Origin of the sequence: Janthinobacterium sp. GW456P (assembly GCF_002127655.1) — a bacterium.
Lineage (GTDB): Bacteria > Pseudomonadota > Gammaproteobacteria > Burkholderiales > Burkholderiaceae_D > Janthinobacterium.
This window is the reverse complement of sequence record NZ_NEHB01000042.1, coordinates 16,425-38,342: the sequence shown is the minus strand read 5'-3', so window position 1 is coordinate 38,342 and position 21,918 is coordinate 16,425. Positions and strand designations below refer to the sequence as shown.

At 64.0% G+C, this 21,918-nt stretch carries 20 protein-coding genes and 1 tRNA gene; 16 read left to right on the top strand and 5 right to left on the bottom strand.

Annotated features, from left to right (window positions below; translation table 11 throughout):
• Positions 1–9: 9 nt before the first annotated feature.
• From CBW66_RS26340 to CBW66_RS26330, 3 genes are all read right to left on the bottom strand, one after another.
• Positions 10–1,308, bottom strand: coding sequence for an MFS transporter (locus CBW66_RS26340; RefSeq protein ID WP_086140519.1), 1,299 nt, complete (start codon positions 1,306–1,308; stop codon positions 10–12).
• Between the two features lie 45 nt (positions 1,309–1,353).
• Positions 1,354–2,235 (bottom strand): N-acetylmuramic acid 6-phosphate etherase, encoded by an 882-nt coding sequence (locus CBW66_RS26335; protein ID WP_086140518.1) that lies wholly within the window; start codon positions 2,233–2,235, stop codon positions 1,354–1,356.
• A gap of 123 nt (positions 2,236–2,358) precedes the next feature.
• The gene (locus tag CBW66_RS26330; RefSeq protein ID WP_086140517.1) at positions 2,359–3,099 is read right to left on the bottom strand and encodes a GntR family transcriptional regulator; all 741 of its coding nucleotides are present in this window, start codon (positions 3,097–3,099) and stop codon (positions 2,359–2,361) included.
• Between the two features lie 227 nt (positions 3,100–3,326).
• Between CBW66_RS26330 and CBW66_RS26325 the strand changes: the two genes are divergently transcribed.
• From CBW66_RS26325 to CBW66_RS26270, 12 genes are all read left to right on the top strand, one after another.
• The gene (locus tag CBW66_RS26325) at positions 3,327–4,646 is read left to right on the top strand and encodes a serine hydrolase (RefSeq protein ID WP_086140516.1); all 1,320 of its coding nucleotides are present in this window, start codon (positions 3,327–3,329) and stop codon (positions 4,644–4,646) included.
• 91 nt (positions 4,647–4,737) lie between these two features.
• Positions 4,738–6,024 carry a D-amino acid dehydrogenase gene (locus tag CBW66_RS26320; protein ID WP_086140515.1) on the top strand — a complete coding sequence of 429 codons (1,287 nt, stop codon included), beginning with the start codon at positions 4,738–4,740 and terminating at the stop codon, positions 6,022–6,024.
• Between the two features lie 92 nt (positions 6,025–6,116).
• Entirely contained in the window at positions 6,117–6,566 is a 450-nt protein-coding gene (locus CBW66_RS26315; protein ID WP_086140514.1) for a YchJ family protein, read from the top strand.
• A gap of 40 nt (positions 6,567–6,606) precedes the next feature.
• On the top strand, positions 6,607–8,229 hold the full coding sequence (locus CBW66_RS26310; RefSeq protein ID WP_086140513.1) for a carboxyl transferase domain-containing protein: 1,623 nt from the start codon (positions 6,607–6,609) through the stop codon (positions 8,227–8,229).
• Positions 8,230–8,241: 12 nt separating this feature from the next.
• Positions 8,242–9,030, top strand: coding sequence for an enoyl-CoA hydratase/isomerase family protein (locus CBW66_RS26305; RefSeq protein WP_086140512.1), 789 nt, complete (start codon positions 8,242–8,244; stop codon positions 9,028–9,030).
• Positions 9,031–9,061: 31 nt separating this feature from the next.
• The gene (bioA, locus tag CBW66_RS26300; protein ID WP_086140511.1) at positions 9,062–10,390 is read left to right on the top strand and encodes an adenosylmethionine--8-amino-7-oxononanoate transaminase; all 1,329 of its coding nucleotides are present in this window, start codon (positions 9,062–9,064) and stop codon (positions 10,388–10,390) included.
• Position 10,391: 1 nt separating this feature from the next.
• On the top strand, positions 10,392–11,588 hold the full coding sequence (gene bioF / locus CBW66_RS26295; protein ID WP_086140510.1) for an 8-amino-7-oxononanoate synthase: 1,197 nt from the start codon (positions 10,392–10,394) through the stop codon (positions 11,586–11,588).
• A complete protein-coding gene (bioD, locus tag CBW66_RS26290) occupies positions 11,578–12,369 on the top strand; it encodes a dethiobiotin synthase (RefSeq protein WP_086140509.1) in 792 nt (263 codons plus the stop codon). The genes bioF and bioD overlap by 11 nt, the downstream gene beginning before the upstream one ends.
• A gap of 31 nt (positions 12,370–12,400) precedes the next feature.
• The gene (bioB, locus tag CBW66_RS26285) at positions 12,401–13,447 is read left to right on the top strand and encodes a biotin synthase BioB (protein ID WP_086140508.1); all 1,047 of its coding nucleotides are present in this window, start codon (positions 12,401–12,403) and stop codon (positions 13,445–13,447) included.
• Between the two features lie 161 nt (positions 13,448–13,608).
• On the top strand, positions 13,609–15,636 hold the full coding sequence (locus tag CBW66_RS29820; RefSeq protein WP_086140507.1) for an acetyl-CoA carboxylase biotin carboxylase subunit: 2,028 nt from the start codon (positions 13,609–13,611) through the stop codon (positions 15,634–15,636).
• A gap of 10 nt (positions 15,637–15,646) precedes the next feature.
• Complete coding sequence (locus CBW66_RS26275) at positions 15,647–16,579, top strand: glyoxylate/hydroxypyruvate reductase A (RefSeq protein WP_086140506.1); 933 nt, start codon at positions 15,647–15,649, stop codon at positions 16,577–16,579.
• A gap of 1 nt (position 16,580) precedes the next feature.
• Positions 16,581–17,504 carry a hydroxymethylglutaryl-CoA lyase gene (locus CBW66_RS26270; RefSeq protein ID WP_086140505.1) on the top strand — a complete coding sequence of 308 codons (924 nt, stop codon included), beginning with the start codon at positions 16,581–16,583 and terminating at the stop codon, positions 17,502–17,504.
• 185 nt (positions 17,505–17,689) lie between these two features.
• Here CBW66_RS26270 and CBW66_RS26265 read toward each other — a convergent pair.
• Positions 17,690–17,766 (bottom strand) — tRNA-Pro (locus tag CBW66_RS26265).
• 214 nt (positions 17,767–17,980) lie between these two features.
• On the opposite strand from CBW66_RS26265, the gene CBW66_RS26260 reads away from it, so the two are divergent.
• From CBW66_RS26260 to CBW66_RS26250, 3 genes are all read left to right on the top strand, one after another.
• Complete coding sequence (locus tag CBW66_RS26260; RefSeq protein WP_139841774.1) at positions 17,981–18,574, top strand: hypothetical protein; 594 nt, start codon at positions 17,981–17,983, stop codon at positions 18,572–18,574.
• 89 nt (positions 18,575–18,663) lie between these two features.
• The gene (locus tag CBW66_RS26255; protein WP_230492190.1) at positions 18,664–19,251 is read left to right on the top strand and encodes a nucleotidyltransferase domain-containing protein; all 588 of its coding nucleotides are present in this window, start codon (positions 18,664–18,666) and stop codon (positions 19,249–19,251) included.
• Positions 19,190–19,564 (top strand): hypothetical protein, encoded by a 375-nt coding sequence (locus CBW66_RS26250; protein ID WP_230492189.1) that lies wholly within the window; start codon positions 19,190–19,192, stop codon positions 19,562–19,564. The genes CBW66_RS26255 and CBW66_RS26250 overlap by 62 nt, the downstream gene beginning before the upstream one ends.
• Positions 19,565–19,631: 67 nt before the next feature.
• On the opposite strand, the gene rsmI is transcribed toward CBW66_RS26250, so the two are convergent.
• The gene (gene rsmI / locus CBW66_RS26245) at positions 19,632–20,540 is read right to left on the bottom strand and encodes a 16S rRNA (cytidine(1402)-2'-O)-methyltransferase (protein WP_086140502.1); all 909 of its coding nucleotides are present in this window, start codon (positions 20,538–20,540) and stop codon (positions 19,632–19,634) included.
• A 165-nt stretch (positions 20,541–20,705) separates the two neighbouring features.
• Between rsmI and CBW66_RS26240 the strand changes: the two genes are divergently transcribed.
• Positions 20,706–21,908 carry a penicillin-binding protein activator gene (locus CBW66_RS26240; protein ID WP_086140501.1) on the top strand — a complete coding sequence of 401 codons (1,203 nt, stop codon included), beginning with the start codon at positions 20,706–20,708 and terminating at the stop codon, positions 21,906–21,908.
• Positions 21,909–21,918: the final 10 nt, after the last annotated feature.

The window sequence follows — 21,918 nt, the reverse complement described above, 5'->3', positions numbered from 1 at the left end:
TCAAAAGAATCAGGCCTCGGCCTTCTTGCCGAATTCAGGATCGATCTTGACCAGCGCGGCCATGATGAAAGCGGGAATGGTGGCGATGCAGACCCAGATGAAGAAGTGCTGGTAACCCAGCATTTGCTGGATCCAGCCGCTGGCCATGCCCGGCAACATCATGCCCAGAGCCATGAATCCCGTGCAAATGGCGTAATGGGCCGTTTTATGCGCACCATCGGAGACCATGATCATGTACAACATATACGAAGCGAAGCCGAAGCCATAGCCAAATTGCTCCAACGCAATGCCCCCCGCGATCACATAGATGCTGCTGGGCAAGACGCTGGCCAGGTAGACGAAGACCAGGTCGGGCAAGTGCACGGACAGCACCATGATCCACAAACAGCGTTTCAAGCCGAAGCGGGAAATGATGAATCCGCCCAGCAAGCCACCGAGGGTCAGGGCGATCACGCCGATGGTGCCGTAGACGAGACCCACCTGTTCCGTGCTCAGGCCCAGGCCGCCCTTGGTGACGGGGTCGAGCAGGAAGGGCGCGGCCAATTTGAGCAGTTGCGCTTCGCCGAGGCGGAACAGCAGCAAGAAACCGAGGATGACGAAAATATCCTTCTTCCTGAAGAAGGAAGCGAAGGTGGCGACAAACTCCTGCAACGCAGACACGCCGGCGCCCTGGATGCTGGGCTGGTCATCCTTGGGTTTCGGCAAGACAAAATAGTGATACAAGAAGAGGGCCATGAACAATCCCGCCAGAATCGCGAACACGACGGACCAGGCCAGCTGCACATTGCCCGTCGCATGCGTCAGATAGCCGGCAAGAAACACCAGCCCGCCCTGGCCGGCGATCATCGCCAATCGGTAAAACGTGCTGCGCACGCCAACGAAGGCCGCCTGCTGATGCTCTTCCAGGCCCAGCATATAAAAGCCGTCGGCGGCAATGTCATGCGTGGCGGAACTGAAGGCCATCAGCCAGAAGATGGCCAGGCTGATCTGGAAAAAATGGGGCAAGGACGTCGTCAGGGCCACCAGCGCCAGCGCCGCGCCGATCACCAGCTGCAAGCCGACGATCCAGAAGCGCTTGGTGCGGTACATATCGATGAAGGGCGACCACAGCGGCTTGATGACCCAAGGCAAGTACAACCAGCTCGTATACAGCGCGATATCGGTATTGGAAAAACCGTAGTTCTTGTACATGATCACGGACAAGGTCATGACCACTACGTAGGGGATGCCCTGGCCGAAATACAGGGACGGGATCCACAGCCATGGATTTTTCGCGTGCGCCGGGGCAGTTTGTTTCACTAGCTCCATACATCCTTCTTTGTCTCCCAGACAGAAGAATGCCGCGCCATCGGATCAAGCCGCCAGTGCCGCCCGCACACTGCCGTTCGCGCCGGCCAACAATGCCTGTGCCTGGTTTGTGTTGATTTTTTTGATCAAGGCAACAATCGCCACCTTGACGTGATAGTGGCATTGCTCGAGCACGGCCCTGGCCTGCACCTCGCTGGCGCCCGTGGCATGCATGGTCAGACGCACCGCCCGCCAGATCAGCTTGGCGTTGGTCGGCTTCAAGTCTACCATCAAGTTTCCGTAAGTTTTATGCAAACCGACCATCAGGGCGCTGGAAAGCGTGTTCAGGGTGATTTTTTGCGCCGTGCCCGCTTTCAGGCGCGTGCTGCCGGAAATGACTTCCGTGCCCGTGTCGAGCACAATGCCGCATTGCGCCTCGTGCGCCACGGGAGCATCCACATTGTTGGCGATGCCTATCGTCAAGGCACCCGCCTTGCGCGCGGCCAGCAACGCGCCCAGCACATATGGCGTGGCGCCGGAGGCGGCCAGCAGAATCACGACGTCATTGACCTGCGGCGACAAGGCCAGCACATCGCGCTCGCCTTGCAATAAATCATCTTCCGCCCCTTCGACAGCCGTGAACATGGCGCCCGCGCCGCCGGCCAGGATGGCGATAGCCCGCTCGGGCGGCCAGGAAAACGTGGGCGCCAATTCAACGCTGTCGAGTACGCCCAGGCGGCCCGACGTGCCCGCGCCCACGTACAGCATGCGGCCGCCCGCGGCGATGCGGGGCAGGGCGGCCGTGATGGCAGCCCCGATTTGCGGCGAGGCCAGCCGCACGGCCTCGACGGCCCAGAACTGGTCATCGACCAGCGCCGCCACCAGTTGCTCCACAGGATATAAATCCAGATCCGGATGCCGCCGGCTCGGGGTTTCAGTTTTCAACATGATTTCAGAACATGGTTGAACGTGAAACCAGTTTAATACCAACGAGCAAGATCAACCATGAAAGGATGGCGGGCGGGCATAACGGGAGTTTATGGGTGCAAGCGGATCGTGACAGCAGCCTTGTTACGGCGCGCGGCGCATTTCCGCCACGAAGTCGTAATGATCGCTGCGGCAATACGAATGCGTGAGCTCCACCGCTTCGCCCGTTTCCAGGTAGGCGATACGCGTGATGAACAGCACGGCCTGGCCATCGGGGATACCCAGTTGCTCGGCCAGCACGTCCGTCGCATTCATGGCGCGGATGTGCTGCAAGGCGCGCACGGGGGCCTTCTTGATGCTGCTCAAGTATTCGTACAGCGAATCGCCCATGGCGGCCGGGTCCGGCACCACGCTGAAGGGCAGCACGCTCACTTCATACGCCATCACCACGTCGTCGGCCAGGCGCAGGCGCTCGAGGCGCGCCACTTTCGTGTTCTGCGCCAGGCCCAGGCTCAGTTGTTCATCGCTGCTGGCGATGACCACTTCGCGCTTGAGCCAGCGTGAGCCGGGGCGGTAGCCGCGCTGCTGCAACTGCTCGGAAAAGCTCGACAGGTTCGACAGCGGTTGCTCGATGCGCGGGGCAATATAGTTGCCCGAACCGCGGCGGCGCACGACGAGGCCTTGCTCGACCAATTGATCGATGGCCTTGCGGGCAGTCACGCGCGATACGTCAAGCAGTTCGGACAGGGTACGTTCGGATGGCAGGGCCTGGTCTACCTGGTAGCGGCCGTTGCGTACGTCATCGCTCAGCTTGCGGGCGATCTGCATATATAAAGGCGAATTGTCATTTAAATCGACCTTGAGTTCTACGCTGGTCTGGCTCATACAGTTCTCCTTGTCCTCCTAGTGTAATAGCGATGGCGCTTGCGCGTAGCCCGTCGACCCATGAATAAATGGAAAATGACCATAAATAACGGTTATACGCTTAAAAAAACAATGTTTTACCGTAGGTATAGCTTTGCATTATAGATAAATAAGCAATTTTCATTGGCCTTGGAAACGATCCCGCCCTATGCTGGCGATGCCTCCACCACATCGCGACACAGGGAAACATGCACAATAAAATGACGGGTTTGCTGGGCTTGCTGCTGCTGGGCACGACCTGGAGCGCGCTGGCCGCCCCGCCCGGTAGCGGCAAGGACCAGCAGCGCGCGCTCGATGCGGCCCTGTCAGCCATCGTCGAGGATACGGCCCACCCGCTGGCCAGCCTGTCCGTGCTGGCCATCAGCCAGGGCAAGGTGTCGTATCAGCAACAATTTGGTTACCGGCACATCGGCGCCACGCCGGCTGACAGCTTGCCCGTGACGCCAGCCACCCTGTTCCGCATCGCTTCCGTCTCGAAGATGGTGACCACCCTGGGCCTGATGCGCCTGCTCGAACAGGGCAAGCTGAGCCTGGATCAGGACGTGAGCATTTATTTAGGCTTTTCCCTGCGCAACCCACATTTCCCCCAGCGGCCCGTCACCCTGCGCAGCTTGCTCAGCCACACTTCCTCGCTGCGCGACGCGGGCGGCTATGCCTGGGGGCCCGAGCACAGCCTGCGCGACGTGTTTACGGCTGGCGGTGACGCGATGTGGGATTCCAGCGCGGCGCCCGGCAGTTACTTTACGTATTCCAACCTGAACTGGGGCGTGATCGGCACCGTGATGGAAAAAGTCACGGGCGAGCGCTTCGACCTGCTGATGCGGCGCCTGCTGCTCGATCCACTTGATGTGCGCGGCGGCTACCACCCGGCGGCATTCACCGCGGACGAGGTGGAGAACACGGCCACCCTGTACCGCAAACGCACGCTCGACACGGAAATCTGGCAACCGCACGGCCCCTGGATCGCGCAAGCCGACGATTTTTATCAGCGCCCACCGGCCGGCCTGGCCAACTATGTGATCGGCAGCAACGCCACCGTCTTTAGTCCCACGGGCGGCTTGCGCATCTCCGCCGCGGGACTGGGCACCGTTATGCAGATGCTGCTCGATGGTGGCCGCCATGAGGGAAAACAACTGTTGCAGCCGGCCAGCATCGCCCTGATGTTTGGCCGCCAATGGCAGTTGGCGCCAAATGCTCACAATGGCGACAGCGAGCGGGGCCTGTACCGCGCCTGGGGCCTGGGCAACCAGCAGTTCGATGCGGTGGCGGGACGAGGCAACGGCCTGGTCGAGGGCGCCAGCTTCTCCGCCGTGGGCCACCTGGGCGACGCGTATGGCCTCGTCTCCGCCTTCGTGCTCGATTTTAAGCACAAGAATGGCATGGTGATGCTGGTGGGCGGCACGGGCAGCGATCCCGAACGTTATCCGGGCACATATTCCGCCATGGGGCGCAGCGAGGAATTGATCCTCACTACCTTATACCGTGGCGCAATTGACAAGCATGAATAATTTGCACAAAAACAGTGCATTCCTGAAAGTTATGGCTGCACCATGATGTTTCATTGGCCCACGCGAGGGCCAGCCTCTAAGCTCTCATCGAATGCTCCCGCACCATGGGAGCGCAACGCAGCGAGGCAACATGCAGCAACACGTCATCATCATCGGCGGCGGCGTCGTCGGCCTGACATCGGCCTGGTGGCTGGCCGAGGCCGGCTACAAGGTCACGCTACTGGAACGCAATGAACAGGTGGCGATCGCCGCCAGCTACCGCAATGGCGGCCAGCTCAGCTATCGCTATGTGGCGCCGCTGGCCGACGCCGGCGTGCCCTTCAAAGCCTTGCAATGGCTGCTGCAGAAAGACGGCCCGCTGCGCTTCCGTCCCGAGGCCGACTGGCGCCAATGGCGCTGGATGGCCAGTTTCCTGCGCAATTGCAACAGCGCCAGCAATGCCCGCACGACGGCCAAGCTGCTGCAGCTGGGCGAATGGAGCCGCGCCGGCATGGCGCAACTGGAACTGACGGTGCCGCCCGAAGCGTATGCCTGGCGCGATGCGGGCAAACTCATCGTCTACCGCTCGCCCGCCATCTTCCAGCGCGCCGTGGCCCGCCCCGAGTCGGAAGAAGCCCGCGTCGTGCTGTCGCCGCAGGAAGCCGTGCAGCGCGAACCGGCGCTGGCCGCCTTGCAGGGTGCGCTGGCGGGCGGCATTTTTACCGAAGGCGAAGCGGTGGCCGATTGCCACGCCTTTTGCCTGGCGCTGGAAGCGCGATTGCTGCAGCACCCGAATTGCTCGCTGCTGCTGAAGGGCGAAGCCCGGCGTCTCGTCACGCACCAGGGCAGGATCACGGGCGTCGATACCAGCCTGGGCCTGCTGCAGGCGGATCACTATGTGCTGGCGGCCGGCATCCAGAGCCGCGACCTGGCCGCCACGGCGGGCATTTATCTGCCGCTGTACCCTTTGAAGGGCTACAGCCTGACGGCGCCCATCCGCGCGCAAGACAAGGCGCCCGGGATCAGCATCACGGATTTCGAACGCAAGGTACTGTATGCGCGCATAGGCGGCGACCTGCGCGTGGCCGCCATGGTCGACATGGTGGGCGCCGACAACAGCATCGATTGGAACCGCATCGCCGGCCTGACCCGGCTGGCGCGCGAAGCCATGCCGCACGGCGCCGACTACGACCAGGCCACGGCCTGGGCCGGCCTGCGCCCCGCCACGCCAAACAGCGCGCCGCTGGTCGGCGCCAGCAAAGTGGCCAATCTGTGGCTGAACGTGGGCCATGGCCCGCTGGGCTTTACCTTTGCCGCCGGCACGGCGCGCATCCTGGCCGATCTCATGGCCGGCAAGGCGCCGCCATTCGCGCTGGACTTCCTCAGTCCGAAAACATAGCCGGCCAGCGCGGCGCGCACGCGCCGCTGCCGATATGGCGGATAATTGCGGAACTTTTCAGTTCCCTCTTTTCTGTTCCTGATTGCCAGCGCATGCCCACACCCACGACATCTGCCGCCTGCCCCTGTGGCGGCGCCTCCTACGCCAGCTGCTGCGGCCCGTATATCGCGGGCGACGCCTTGCCGCCCACGGCCGAAGCCCTGATGCGCTCGCGCTACACGGCGTTCACCTTGCGCGACGAGCCCTACCTGCGCGCCACCTGGCACGCCAGCACCCGTCCCGCCGACGCTTTATTTGCCGATGAAGAAAAAGTCCACTGGCTGGGACTTGAGGTAAAATCTGCTTTACGTTTACGTCAACGTAAAGCAGTATCAGCAGATCAAGCCGAAGAGATACACCGCGACAGCGTGGAATTCGTGGCCCGCTACAAGGTCAACGGCCGCGCGCACCGCCTGCATGAAGTGAGCCGCTTCGTGCGCGAGGCAGGCGAGGGCGGTGGCGCCCTGCGCTGGTTTTATCTCGACGGCAGTTTTCCCGAATAGCGCGACCCGAGAGACCGGGCGATCATAAAAAGGAACCGCAATGCCGCACATCGAAAGCAAACTCAATCCGCGCAGTGAAGATTTCAAGGCCAATGCCGCGGCCATGCAAGCCATCGTCGACGATTTGCGCGACAAGGTGGAAAAGATCGCGGCCGGTGGCGGCGAAGCGGCGGCCGCCAAGCATCTGGCGCGCGGAAAACTGCTGCCGCGCGACCGCGTGCAGATGCTGCTCGATCCCGGCACGCCCTTCCTCGAGTTTTCCCAGATGGCAGCCTACGCCATGTACCAGGACGCCAAGGGCGTCGATGCGGCCCCTAGCGCCGGCATCATCACCGGTATCGGCAGGGTCTCGGGCCAGGAATGCGTCATCGTGTGTAACGACGCCACCGTCAAGGGCGGCACGTATTATCCGATGACGGTGAAAAAGCATTTGCGCGCGCAGGAAATCGCCGACCAGAACAATCTGCCCTGCATCTACCTGGTCGACTCGGGCGGCGCCAACCTGCCGAACCAGGACGACGTCTTCCCCGACCGCGACCATTTCGGCCGCATCTTCTACAACCAGGCGAACCTGTCGGCCAAGGGCATCCCGCAAATCGCCGTCGTGATGGGCTCTTGCACGGCGGGCGGCGCCTACGTGCCGGCCATGAGCGATGAATCGATCATCGTCAAGGAGCAGGGCACGATTTTCCTCGGCGGCCCGCCGCTGGTGAAGGCGGCCACGGGCGAAGTGGTGACGGCCGAAGACCTGGGCGGCGGCGACGTGCACACGCGGCTGTCCGGCGTGGTCGACCACCTGGCGCAGAACGACCTGCATGCGCTGTCGCTGGCGCGCACCATCGTCTCGAACCTGAACCGCAAAAAACCGCAGCAGATGGCGCTGCGCGAGTCGGTCGAGCCGAAATACCCGACGCAGGAGCTGTATGGCGTGATCCCCGTCGACACGCGCAAGCCGTTCGACGTGCGCGAAGTCATCGCGCGCATCGTCGACGGCAGCGATTTCGACGAATTCAAGGCGCGCTACGGCACCACCCTGATCTGCGGCTTCGCGCATATCTATGGCGTCAAGGTGGGCATCATCGCCAACAACGGCATCCTGTTCTCCGAATCGGCGCTGAAAGGCACGCATTTCATCGAATTGTGCTGCCAGCGCAAGATCCCGCTCGTTTTCCTGCAAAACATCACCGGCTTCATGGTGGGCCGCAAGTACGAAAACGAAGGCATCGCCCGCAATGGCGCCAAGATGGTGACGGCCGTAGCCACGGCTAGCGTGCCGAAATTCACGGTCATCATCGGCGGCAGCTTCGGCGCCGGCAACTACGGCATGTGCGGCCGCGCCTTCTCTCCCCGTTTCATGTGGATGTGGCCGAATGCGCGCATCTCCGTCATGGGCGGCGACCAGGCCGCATCCGTGCTGGCGACCGTCAAGCGCGACGGCATCGAAGGCAAGGGCGGCGCATGGAGCGCGGACGAGGAAGCCGCCTTCAAGCAGCCGATCAAGGACCAGTACGAACACCAGGGCCACCCGTATTACGCCACCGCGCGCCTGTGGGACGATGGCGTGATCGACCCGGCCGATACCCGCATGGTGCTGGGCCTGGGCCTGTCGGCCGCGCTGAACGCGGAAATCCCGGACACGAAGTTCGGCGTATTCCGCATGTAAGGGAGAGACACGATGGAATTTGAAACCTTAAAGCTGGTCATCGAGGGCAATGTCGCCACCGTGACCCTGAACCGCCCCGACGTGCGCAACGCCTTCAACGAGACGACGATCGCCGAACTGGCGCGCGCCTTCGAAGGCCTGGGACGCAGCGACATGGTGCGCGCCATCGTGCTGGCGGCCAATGGCGCGGCCTTCTGCGCCGGCGCGGACCTGAACTGGATGAAGAAGATGGCCGGCTACACGCATGCCGAAAACCAGGCCGACGCGCTGCAACTGGCGCAGATGCTGCGCACGATTTACCTGTGTCCGAAACCCGTCGTGGCGAAGATCCAGGGCGACTGTTATGCGGGCGGCATGGGCCTGGTCGCCGCATGCGATATCATTCTGGTTGCGGAAGACGTGCATTTCTGCCTGAGCGAAGTGCGGCTGGGACTGATCCCGGCCACTATTTCACCGTATGTCATCAAGGCCATGGGCGAAAACGCGGCACGCCGCTATTTCCTGACGGCGGAGCGATTCTCCGCGCAGGAAGCGCTGCGCATCGGCTTTGCCCACGAGGTAGTCGAGGCAAGCGCGCTGGACGCGAAAACCGCCGAGGTACTCAAAGCGCTGACGGGCAACAGCCCGCACGCCGTGGCGCAAGCGAAAGCGCTGGTGCGCGAGATCGCCGGCCAGCCGGTCGACGACGCGCTGCTGGCGGACACCGCCGAGCGCATCGCGCAGATCCGCGCCTCGGAGCAGGGGCGCGAAGGCGTGCAATCCTTCCTCGACAAACGCAAGCCGGGTTGGCTCATGGGCTAACGCATGGATTAAGAAAATCATTGGAGCAGTTTTGAAAGCAGAAAAACAATCGGGCTGGGTCGAACGCAGTCTGCGCAGCGTGTGGCATCCGTGCACGCAAATGCAGCACCACGAGACTGTACCGCTCATTCCCGTCAGCCATGGCCGCGGCGCCTGGCTGTATGACCACGAAGGACGACGCTACCTGGACGCCATCAGCTCCTGGTGGGTGAACCTGTTCGGCCATGCCAATCCGCGCATCAATGCGGAACTCAAGGACCAGCTGGACCGCCTGGAACACGCGATGCTGGCCGGCTTTACGCATGAACCGGTGATCGAGCTGTCGGAAAAGCTCTCCGCTTTGACGGGTGGCGTGCTTGGCCACAGCTTTTACGCGTCCGATGGGGCCTCGGCCGTGGAAATCGCCCTGAAAATGAGTTTTCACGCGTGGCGCAACAGCGGCAAGAGCGACAAGCAGGAATTCGTCTGCCTGAAAGGCAGCTACCACGGCGAAACCATCGGCGCGCTGGCCGTCACCGACGTGGCCCTGTTCAAGGATGCCTACGGTCCGCTGCTGCGTGCCACGCAGACGGTGATGTCGCCCGACTTCCGCCAGGCAGCCGAAAACGAATCGGCGCAGGACGTGGCGCGCCGCGCGGCGGCCGACGTGGATCGGCTGTTCCAGGAAAAGTCCGACAGAATCGCCGCCATCATCATCGAGCCGCTGGTGCAGTGCGCCACCGGCATGGCCATGCACGACCCGCTGTACCTGTCGCTGGTGCGCGCCCTGTGCGACCGCTATCAAGTCCATCTGATCCTCGACGAAATCGCCGTCGGCTGCGGCCGCACGGGCACCTTCTTTGCGTGCGAACAGGCCGGCGTCTGGCCCGATTTCGTCTGCCTGTCGAAAGGCATCAGCGGTGGCTATCTGCCCCTGTCGCTGGTGATGACGCGCGAAGACATCTATCAGGCGTTCTACAGCAGCGACGTGCGCCGCGGCTTTTTGCATTCGCATTCATACACGGGCAACCCGCTGGCGTGCCGCGCGGCGCTGGCGACCCTGGCCATCTTCGAGGAAGACGACGTGCTGGCCGCCAACCGCGTGCGCGCCGGGAAGATCACGCGCGCCCTGGCGCCGCTGGCGCAGCACAAGCGCGTAAAACACTTCCGCCAGCAGGGCATGATCTGGGCCTTCGATGCGGTGGATGCGGCGCCCGACTTTTCGCGCCGCTTCTTCAGCACCGCGCTGGAACACGAACTGCTGATGCGTCCCATCGGCTCGACCGTCTACCTGATGCCGCCGTACATCCTCGACGACGAGGAAATCGCGGGCCTGGGTCGGCAGACCCTGGCCGTCTTCAATAGCGTGATCGGGGCCTGAGATGGAACTGCTCACACGCTTGAAGCAGCAGTTGCAGGGGCTGGAAGAGCGCAGCCTGATCCGCCGCCGCCGCACCGTCGACACGCCGTGCGCGCCGCGCCTGACGGTCGATGGACGCGACATGCTGGCCTTTTGCAGCAATGACTACCTGGGCCTGGCCGCGCATCCGCGCATCGTCGCCGCGCTAAAGGAAGGCGCCGACCTGTACGGCGCCGGCAGCGGCGCTTCGCACCTGATCAGTGGCCACAGCCGCGCCCACGCGCAGCTGGAAGAGCGCCTGGCGGCGTTTGTCGGCGCCAACCTGGAACAGGCCCGCGCGCTGTATTTCTGCACCGGCTACATGGCCAATCTGGCCGTGCTGACGGCCCTGGCGGCCGGTGATGCCGAAGCCGAGATTTTCTCGGAAGCGCTGAACCACGCTTCGCTGATCGACGGCACGCGCCTGGCCCGCGTGAAAACGCGCGTGTATCCGCACGCCGACCTCGATGCCCTGGCGGCCCTGCTGGCGGCCAGCACGGCGCAGACGAAAATCGTCGTCACCGACAGCGTCTTCAGCATGGATGGCGACCTGGCGCCGCTGCCCGCGCTGCTGGCCCTGTGCGAACGGTATGGCGCCTGGCTGGTGGTCGACGACGCGCACGGCTTCGGCGCGCTGGGCGACCATGGCCGCGGCGCGCTGGAACACTTCGACCTGCATTCGCCCTACCTCGTGTATGTGGGCACGCTGGGCAAATCGGCCGGCGTGGGCGGCGCCTTTGTGTGCGCGCATGAAGCCGTGATCGAGACGCTGATCCAGAAGGCCCGCCCCTACATCTTCACCACGGCGGCCGCGCCCGCGCTCGCGCATGCGCTGCTGGCCAGCCTGGACATCATCGCCGGCCAGGAAGGCCGGCAGCGCCGCGCCCACCTGGCGGCGCTGGTGGTGCAATGGAACGAAGGCTTGCAGCTGCAGCACTGGCAAGCCTTGCCGTCGCTCTCCGCCATCCAGCCCGTCATCATCGGCGAAAATGCGGACATGCTGGCCGTCGCCGCCCAACTGTACCAGCAAGGCCTGTGGGTCGGCGCCATCCGCCCGCCCACCGTCCCGGCGGGGACGGCGCGCCTGCGCGTGACCCTGTCGGCCGGCCATACGGCGCAGGAAGTGGCGCAATTGATCAACGCAGTCAACACCCTGGAAAGGACTCGCCATGAGCCTTGATGACCCTATCGTGGCGGAAGTGCTGGCGGACCTGGCGCCGGCCGTGCAGCCGGCTCCGGCCGTTGCCGGCCTGCCCTCGCGCTTTGCCTGTTTCGTCACCGGCACCGACACGGAAATCGGCAAGACCTTGACGTCGTCGGCCCTGCTGCACGCGCTGGTGGCGCGCGGCGTGCGCGCCTGCGGCATGAAACCGGTGGCCGCCGGCGCCGAGATGCGCGACGGCGAACTGCATAATGAAGACGCGGACAGCCTGATCGCCGCCGGCAACGTGAGCATGCTGCGCAATATCACCACGCCATACATGCTGAAGGAAGCGGCCGCGCCGCATATCGCCGCCGCGCTCGAAGGAGTGAGCATCGAATCGGTGCCGATTCTGGCCGCCTACCTGGAAATCGCCGCCGCCTCGGACGCCGTCGTGGTCGAAGGCGTGGGCGGTTTCCGCGTGCCGCTCTCAAACGATTTCGATTCGGCCGACCTGGCGCAGCAGCTCGATCTGCCCGTGATCCTCGTGGTCGGCATGCGTTTGGGCTGCATCAGCCAGGCCTTGCTGACGGTGGAAGCCGTCGAAGCGCGCGGCTTGACGGTCATCGGCTGGGTCGCCAACACCCTGGAAGTGGAAATGCGCTTCCTCGACGAAAACATCGATGCGCTGATCGAGCGCATCCCGGCGCCGCTGCTGGGCAGGGTGCCGCGCCTGGCGCACCCGAGCGCGGAAGCGGCGGCCGCGTATCTCGATTTCACCGGCTTGCCCAACTGGCCGGCGCAGCACCCAAACACTTAATGTATCTAAAAAACAGAAACGAAGGAATCACATGTCTCACGTCCAAGAAGCAGCAAAAACCGTCGAACTGCACCGCCCTGCGGCACGTATCACCGTGCCCGAAGCGGCCACCTGGCCCGTCGCCGACGTGCTGGCCCTGTTCGACCTGCCATTCAATGACCTGATGTTCAAGGCCCAGCAAACGCATCGCGCCAACTTCCCAGACGGCGACGTGGAACTGGCGACCCTGTTGTCGATCAAGACGGGCGGCTGCGAGGAAGACTGCGGCTACTGCCCGCAGGCGGCGCGCTACGACACGGGCGTGGAAGCGAAAAAAATCCTCGACATCGACACGGTGCTCGACGCGGCCCGCCAGGCGAAAGCCAACGGCGCCACGCGCTTCTGCATGGGCGCCGCCTGGCGCAGCCCGAAAGAGCGCGACATGGACAAAGTCGAAGAAATGGTCAGCAAAGTGAAGGCGCTGGGCCTGGAAACCTGCGCCACCCTGGGCATGCTGGAAGAGGGACAGGCGGACCGCCTGAAGAACGCAGGTCTCGATTTCTACAACCACAACCTGGACACGGCGCCCGAGTTCTACGACAACGTCATCTCCACGCGCGAATACCAGGATCGTCTGGACACCCTGGGCCGCGTGCGCGAAGCGGGCTTGAAAGTGTGCTGCGGCGGCATCGTCGGCATGGGCGAAACGCGATTGCAGCGCGCGGGCCTGATTGCCCAGCTGGCGAATCTGAATCCGTATCCGGAATCGGTGCCCGTCAACCACCTGGTGCAGGTGGAAGGCACGCCTTTGTACGGCCTGGAAGCGCTGGACCCATTCGAATTCGTGCGCACGATCGCCGTGGCCCGCATCACCATGCCGAAGGCGCGCGTGCGTTTGTCGGCCGGCCGCCGCCAGATGGGCGAAGCCGTGCAGGCGATGTGCTTCCTGGCCGGCGCCAATTCCATCTTCTACGGCGACAAGCTGCTCACCACCGACAACCCGGAAGCGGAAGACGACCGCACCCTGCTGAACAAGCTGGGCTTGCAGACGCGCGGCGCCATGCTGGACTCGGTGCAGAAAGAGAAGTGCGGCTGCTGATGACAGCCTTGTCGGGTTACGCCGTGGCGGCTAACCCGACCTACGATATCCAGCCTCACCATGCGTAGGTCGGTTTGGCGCGTAGCGCGTAAACCGACAAACCAGCAGAACAGGTCCATCAAGAGACAGCTGCCCTTTTTTTGAGAGAATAGAGAGAGACCATGTTCACTAAAATCCTGATCGCCAACCGCGGCGAAATCGCTTGCCGTGTCGCCGCTACCGCGCGCCGCATGGGCATCCAGACCGTCGCCGTGTACTCGGAAGCGGACGCCAACGCCAAGCACGTCGCCGTCTGCGACGAAGCCGTGCTGATCGGCCCCGCGCCGGCCAAGGAAAGCTATCTGTGCGGCGACAAGATCATCGCCGTGGCGTTGGCCACTGGTGCGCAGGCAATCCACCCCGGCTACGGCTTTTTGTCCGAAAACGCCGACTTCGCCGACGCCTGTCACGCGGCGGGCCTGGTCTTCATCGGCCCGCCGGCATCGGCCATGCGCGCCATGGGCTCGAAGTCGGCCGCCAAGTCGCTGATGGAGCAAGCCAATGTGCCGCTGGTGCCTGGCTACCATGGCGAGAACCAGGATGCGGACTTTTTGCACGGCCAGGCCGACAAGATCGGCTATCCCGTCCTGCTGAAGGCCTCGGCCGGCGGCGGCGGCAAGGGCATGCGCGTCATTGAACACAGCGCCGACTTCAAGGCGGCGCTGGCCTCGTGCAAGCGCGAAGCGATCAGTTCTTTCGGCGACGACAAGGTGCTGGCCGAAAAATACCTGTCGCGTCCGCGGCATATCGAAATCCAGGTGTTCGCCGACACACTCGGCAACTGCATCTATCTGTTCGAGCGCGATTGCTCGGTGCAGCGCCGTCATCAAAAGGTGCTGGAAGAGGCGCCGGCGCCGGGCATGCCGGCTGAGCGCCGGGCAGCCATGGGCGAGGCGGCCGTCGCCGCCGCCAAGGCCGTCGGCTATGTGGGTGCGGGCACGGTGGAATTCATCGCCAACCAGGACGGTTCGTTCTACTTCATGGAGATGAACACGCGCCTGCAGGTGGAACACCCGGTGACGGAAATGATCACCGGCACCGACCTGGTGGAATGGCAGTTGCGCGTCGCCTTTGGCGAGCCGCTGCCGAAAAAGCAAAGCGAATTGACGATCCACGGCCACGCCATCGAGGCGCGCATCTACGCGGAAAACCCGGAGAAGGGCTTCCTGCCGTCGATCGGCACCCTGCGCCACATGCAGTCGCCTTCGGCCGTCACGTTCGAACTCGGTGGTACGGTGGTGCCAGCCGCCGTGCGCATCGATTCGGGCGTGCGCGAAGGCGATGCGATCTCGCCGTTCTACGACCCGATGATCGCCAAGCTGATCGTCTGGGGCGCGGACCGCCGCGAAGCGCTGGCGCGCATGGCGCAGGCGCTGGCCGACTACCAGATCGTGGGCCTGGCCAGCAATATCGCCTTTTTGAAACGCCTGGTCGAAGGCCAGGCATTCAGCTCGGCCGATCTCGATACGGGGCTGATCGAGCGCAATCAGGCGTCGCTGTTCCCCGCCCTGCAGCCGGCACCCGACACGGCCCTGGCGCTGGCGTGCGTCGCCCTGCTGCTGGAAGAGAAAACGGCCGCCGAAGCGCAGTCGGCCCACCGCGCCGACCCGTGGGGCAATGCCCTGGGCTGGCGCCTGAACGGCACCCTGGGACGCAAGCTGTCGTTCGCCGATGAATTCACGCTGGCCGGCGACAGCAAGGCCTATGCCGCGCGCATCGCCTACAAGACCGATGGCTGGCTGTTCAACGGCCAGCCCCTCACCCTGACGGCGCGCCAGGGTAACGAACTGCACATCAAGCTCGGCGAGCGTGCCGTGCATGGCACGGTGCTGCGCGATGGCGAGCAGTTCCACGTATTCACCAGCGGCTTGCACCACACGCTGCACTACGGCGACCCGATGGCGCATGCGGGTGAAGTGGAAGCGGAGGGCGGCCGCCTGACGGCGCCAATGCCGGGCAAGGTCGTCGCCGTGCTGGTGAACAAGGGGCAGGACGTCAAAAAGGGCGAACCGCTGGTCATCATGGAAGCGATGAAGATGGAGCACACGATCGCCGCGCCGCATGACGGCCTGGTGGAAGACGTGCTGTATGCGGTCGGCGACCAGGTGGCCGACGGCGCGCCGCTGCTGGCCTTCAAGGCCGCCGCATAGAGGTAAGCACATGCGCATCCTGTTACAACGCTCGGACGGCAAGGAAGCGGCGTGGATCAGCGACTTCCGCGATTTGCTGCCCGAGGCCGACATTATCTTCTGGCGCGAAGGCGAAGCGGTTGAACCATGCGACTACGCCGTCGTGTGGCAGCCACCGGCCGCCATGCTGCCCGAGCTGGCCAACGTCAAAGCCATCTTCAATACGGGCGCCGGCGTTGACGCGCTGTTGAAATTCGGCGAGGCGCTGCCCGCCCACGTACCGCTGGTACGCCTGGACGACGCGGGCATGGGCGTGCAGATGGCCGAGTATGTGAGCCACGCCGTGCTGCGCCACTTCCGCCGTTTCGACGATTACGAGGCGCAGGGCCGCGCCGGCATCTGGCAGCCGCTGCCCGCCTTCGACAAGATGGACTTCCCCGTCGGCGTGCTGGGCATGGGCGTGCTGGGCACGCGCGTGCTGCAAGCGCTGGCACAGTTCGAATTTCCGCTGCGCGGATGGAGCCGCGGCCAGAAGCACATCGATGGCGTGCAGCGTTTTGCGGGCGATGAAGGGCTGGAAGCGTTTTTACGCGGCACGCGCGTGCTGGTGTGCATGCTGCCGCTCACGCCGGACACGCACAACCTGCTCGACCGCGCACGCCTGTCGATGCTGCTGCCGGGCGCCTATGTCATCAACGTGGCGCGCGGCGCGCACCTGGCCGAACCGGACTTATTGACGTTGATCCGCTCCGGGCATATCGCCGGGGCCACGCTCGACGTGTTCCGCAACGAGCCGCTGCCGCAGCAGCACCCGTTCTGGCAAGAACCACGCATCACCATCACGCCGCATATTTCGGCCGCCACCCTGCGCCGCGAAAGCGTGGCGCAGATCGCCGCCAAGATGCGCCGCCTGCACGCCGGAGACTCTGTCGCCGGCATCGTCAACCGTTTGCAAGGATATTGAAATGAACCCGACCACCAGTCTGCCCAAGCAGGTCAAGATCGTCGAAGTGGGCCCGCGCGACGGCCTGCAAAACGAGAAGGACACCATCAGCGCCGCCGTCAAGATCGAGCTGGTCGACCGCCTGACCCTGGCCGGCTTCGCCAATATCGAGGCGGCGTCCTTCGTCTCGCCGAAATGGGTGCCGCAGATGGCCACCAGCGCGGAAGTGATGGAAAAGATCGCGCGCCGCGCTGGCACGATCTACTCGGCGCTGACGCCGAACATGCAGGGTTTTGAAGCGGCCCTGGCGGCAAAGGCCGATGAAGTGGTGATCTTCGGTTCCGCTTCCGAGGCCTTCTCGCAAAAGAATATCAACTGCTCCATCGCCGAATCGATCGCCCGCTTCGAAGGCGTGGCGAAAGCGGCCAAGGAACACGGCCTGCGCCTGCGCGGCAGCATCAGCTGCGCCTTCGGCTGCCCCTATCAGGGGGACGTGCCGCTCGACGCCGTGGCCGACGTGGTGGGCCGCATGCGCGACCTCGGCTGCGACGAAATCGACATCGCCGACACCATCGGCGTGGCCACGCCGAGAAAGACGCAGGCGGTGATGCAGCGCGCCATCGCCGCCTTCCACGTGAATGGCCTGTCCGGCCACTTCCACGACACCTATGGCCAGGCGCTGGCGAACATCTACGCCAGCCTGGAAACGGGCATTGCGATTTATCATTCATCCGTCTCGGGACTCGGCGGCTGCCCCTACGCCAAGGGCGCCACCGGCAATGTGGCCACCGAGGACGTGCTGTACATGATGCAGGGACTGGGGATAGACACCGGCATCGACCTGGGCCTGGTGGTCGACGCGGGGCAGTTCATCTCGCAGCAGCTGGGGCGCAAGGGCTCCAGCCGCGCGGGCAACGCCATCGCGGCGAAACGCGCAGCGGCGTAGGCCGGGTTAGCGCGTAGCGCGTAACCCGACAACAATGTTGGCCATGATCCTGGTGTTGTCGGATTACGCGCTGGCGCGCTAATCCGACCTACCCGACCTACCCCGACCAATGTGACCCGCAACGTGACCCGTACAGACGAAAAAAAACCCAAGAGCCGAAACTCTTGGGTTTTTTTCTACAAATTTGGTCGGAGTACAAGGATTCGAACCTTGGACCCCCTGGTCCCAAACCAGGTGCGCTACCGGGCTGCGCCACACTCCGAAGACCAAGATAATACAGGCCATATCGACTTCGGTCAAGGGCCAGGTGAAACTCTGTGTAAATTATTTACGCACGGCACTGAGGCGCCTGTATTTTTCAAGGCAATTGAAATATGCGACACTGGCTTGGCAGGTTTTCCCGATCAGACATGAAGGCGACGACGGCAATGGATTTCAGTATAGAAAGAAACGGCGGAAGCGGCGGCGGCCAGCCCATGCCGAGGAACCGCGGCATCGTGCTCGGCATCGCCGTGTCCTTGCTGCTGCATGGCGCCTTGATCTATCTTTGGCGCCATGTCCAGCCGTCTGCCCCGCCGGACACGGCCCCGCGCGTGGAGTCGATCGCCGTGTGGATACGTCCGCTGGCCGCCAAGCCCCCGCCGCCGCCCGTCGAAGTGGGCAAGCCGAAGCGCGAACCCAAGCCCATCAGCAAGCCGAAACGCGCCACTGTCCGCGAAACACCGGCGGCAGCCACCGCGCCAGCGCCCAGCCCGCAAGCCATCACGGTCGTGCCAGCCGCACCGGCCACGTCGGCGGCCAGTCCCGACACCTTCTCGCAAGAAACGCCAAAGTTCGACATGGAAGCGGCCAGACGCACGGCGCGCAAGATGGCGGGCGAGCGCGACCCGTCCAAGGTGGGCACGGCCGTGGGACAAATCCCCGACAAGCCGCTGCAAACGGAAACCCAGCTGGCGCGCGACATCGCGCAGGGCAAGCGCGGCGATTGCCGCACCGCCTATGCAGGGGCGGGCTTGCTGGCGCCTGTGCTGATGTTGCTCGACAAGAAGGATAGCGGCTGCAAGTGGTGATGGACTGCTTGACTATACCCATATTGGGTACTAACATACCCAATATGGGTACTTTCGCAGATACATTGTTTTCCAAGACACAGCAACGCGTGCTGGCTTTGCTTTTTGGCCAGGCGCAACGGTCTTTCTATGCAAATGAAATCATCGCCTTCGCGGCCATCGGCTCGGGCGCCGTGCAACGCGAACTGGCCAAGCTGGTGAAATCGGCCCTGGTAACCGTCAAGAAAGTGGGCAACCAGAAGCATTACCAGGCAAATCATGCTGCGCCGATCTTCGACGAGCTGCGCAGCATCGTGCTGAAAACCTTTGGTGTCGCCGATGTGCTGCGCGTGGCCCTGCAACCGTATTGGCAGGAAATCGACCTGGCGTTTGTGTACGGTTCGATGGCCAAGGGCACGGAACAGGCGCACAGCGACATCGACCTGATGGTGATCGGCAACATGGCATCGAATGCCCAGTTGTTGGCAGCGCTGCAGCCAGCGCAGCAGCAGCTGGGTCGCAGCATCAACCCGACCTTGTACACGCGGCAAGAATGGCGGCAGAGAATAGACGATGGCAAGTCGTTCGTCGTGCGCATCCTCGAACAGCCCAAGATTTTTGTCAAAGGCTCCAACGATGACCTCACCGAACTTACAGGCGCTGGCAAACCTGGCACACATCGGCCAGCTCAAAGCTGAAGCGCCCGACGCGCGCGAACGCGCAGGCTTGCTGCGCTCGGCCACCGTGCGCCTGCGTGATGCCAGGCAGGTGATACTGTCGCTGGAAAGCCGCTTCGACCTCGCCTATAACGCCGCGCATGCGGCTGCCCTGTCTGCGCTGCGTCAACATGGTTATCGCAGCGACAACCGCTATCTCGTCTTTCAGAGTCTGGAACACACGCTGGCTTCACGCCACAGCAGTGGCTGCTATTCAATCAGGCGCACCGCAAGCGCAACCTGGCGGAATACGAGGGCGATCTCGATGTCACGCAGGGCTTTGTCGACGAGTTGATCGAGCATGTGGAACAGTTGCTCGCGGCGGCAAGTGCACTCGATGTCAAGCCGCCGTCCTGATGCCCTTATTCCTGCCCCTTCAACTGCAACGCCCGTTCATACAGGGCGTTCTTCTTGCGGCCCGTGATCTGCGCCGTCAGGTTGGCCGCCTGCTTGACGCTGCATTCGGCCAGCAGGATGTTCAGGATACGTTCCGCTTCCACGTCTTCCGCGTCCTGCGCTTCGCTGGCGCCTTCCAGCAGGACGACGAACTCGCCCTTTTCGCGGTGCGCGTCGGCGCGGATCCAGCTTTCCGCTTCCGACAGGGGGCAGCGGTGGATTTCCTCGAACAGTTTCGTCAGTTCGCGCGCGAACACCACCTGGCGCGTCGGCTCGAACGCTTCCACCAGGGCCGTGGCGCAATCGAGGATGCGGTGCGGCGCCTCATAAAACACCATGGTCGCCGTCACGCCGCGCAGGCTGTGCAGCATGGTTTCGCGCTGCTTGGCCTTGGCCGGCAGGAAGCCGACAAAGTAAAACTGGTCATTCAACAAGCCGCTGGCGGAAATGGCCGTGATCGCCGCCGACGGGCCGGGCAGGGGCAGCACGCGCAAGCCGGCCGCGCGCACGGCGTCGACGATGCGCGCGCCGGGGTCGGACACGGCGGGCGTGCCGGCGTCGGAAACGAGGGCGATGCGCTCGCCCGCGTGCAGGCGGGCGATCAGGGTTTGCGCCACTTCGCGCTCGTTATGTTGATGCGCCGCAATCAATGGCTTGTTCAAGCCAAAGCGCGTCAGCAGGTGCGCCGTGTTGCGCGTATCTTCACAGGCGACGGCGTCGGCAAGGCTCAGCAAGTGCAGCGCGCGCAGGCTGATATCGGTCACATTGCCGATCGGCGTGGCCACTATATACAATGTTGCGATAGGATAGACCTGGTGCGCCGCCTCTGTCATGATGGGCAGGCTGGCGATGTTACTGATTTCTTGTACGGTCATTTTGGAGGTTGAATGCTTGCTAATAGTGTGAAGTTACTGCTTGTTTGTGCCGCGACCGGCATGCTGAGCGCTTGCAGCACGCCTTGCGACGCGCCCGGGCAATTGTGCGCGCCTATTGAATCTAACACAAGGGCGCTGCCGCCACCGAAGCCGCTGCCTCCGCCCGTGCCGCCCAAGCCGCCCGCGCCCGAACCGGTGACGTTCGCCGTGGCCGTGCCCGATATTATCGCGTACGACGGCAGCGGCGCGCCGCTGGCGCCCACCACCACCAAGCCGGCCACCGGCACGCCGCAGGACATGCCGGCCGCCACGGCGCCGGCGCCGTCCGACGGCCAGGTCCACCACATCGGCCTGCTGCTGCCGCTGCGCTCGGCGTCCCTGGGCCCGGCGGCCGAATTGCTGCGCGCCGGCTTCATGGCCGCGTACGAGCGCGACCGCGGCGGCTTCGAAGTGACGGTGATCGATACGGGCGACGGCAGCAGCGACGTGCTGAACAAGTTTGCGCAGGCACAAGAAGAACAGGACGTGGTCGTCGGTCCCTTGTCGCGCTCGGCCGTCACGGCCGTGGCAAATAGCGACCTGGTACGTAAACCGACGATCGCCCTGAACCACCCCGACAACCGGGGCGAGGCGCGCCTGCCGGCCAAGCTGCTGGTGATGGGCCTGTCGATCGAGGCGGAAGCGCGCCAGGTCGCCGCCTGGGCCGCCAGCGAGCAGCCGGGCGCCAGCGCGCTGGTGCTGTCGGCCGGTTCGCCCTCGCAGCGCCGCATCAGCGCCGCCTTCAAGCAGGAATGGCTGCGCCAGGGCGGCAAGATCGAAACGATGGACTTGACGGCCACGAATGGCTACCTCAGCGATGCGGAACTGGTGCAGCTGCGCGCGCGCCTGGCCGCCACGTCGCCGGGCCTGCTGTTTGCCGCCCTCGACGCCGACCAGGCGCGCCAGCTGCGCGTGGCCATCGGCAGCGATCTGCCCCTGTACGGCACCTCGTCACTGAACCCCGGCGCCGGGCGCGGCGCCAGCGGTCCCGAGCTCGACGGGGCGCGCCTGCTGGACTTGCCGTGGCAAGTGCGGCGCGACCATCCGCAAGTGATGGTGTATCCGCAGCCGCCGCAACCGGCCGACGCGCGCCTGACGGCGGACATGGAACGCCTGTACGCGCTGGGTATCGATGCCTTCCGCGTGGCGCGCGAAGTGGCGCTGCGTCCGAACGCGCCGTTCACGCTCGATGGCGTGACGGGGCGCCTGGCCGTGCGCTTTGACGATGATCAAAGCGTATTCGAGCGCACGGAACAAGCCGCCACATACCAGCAGGGCGTGCTGGGCACCTGGCCCCCGGCCGCGCCGGCCACGCCGCCGGTACAATAAGGACACGCGC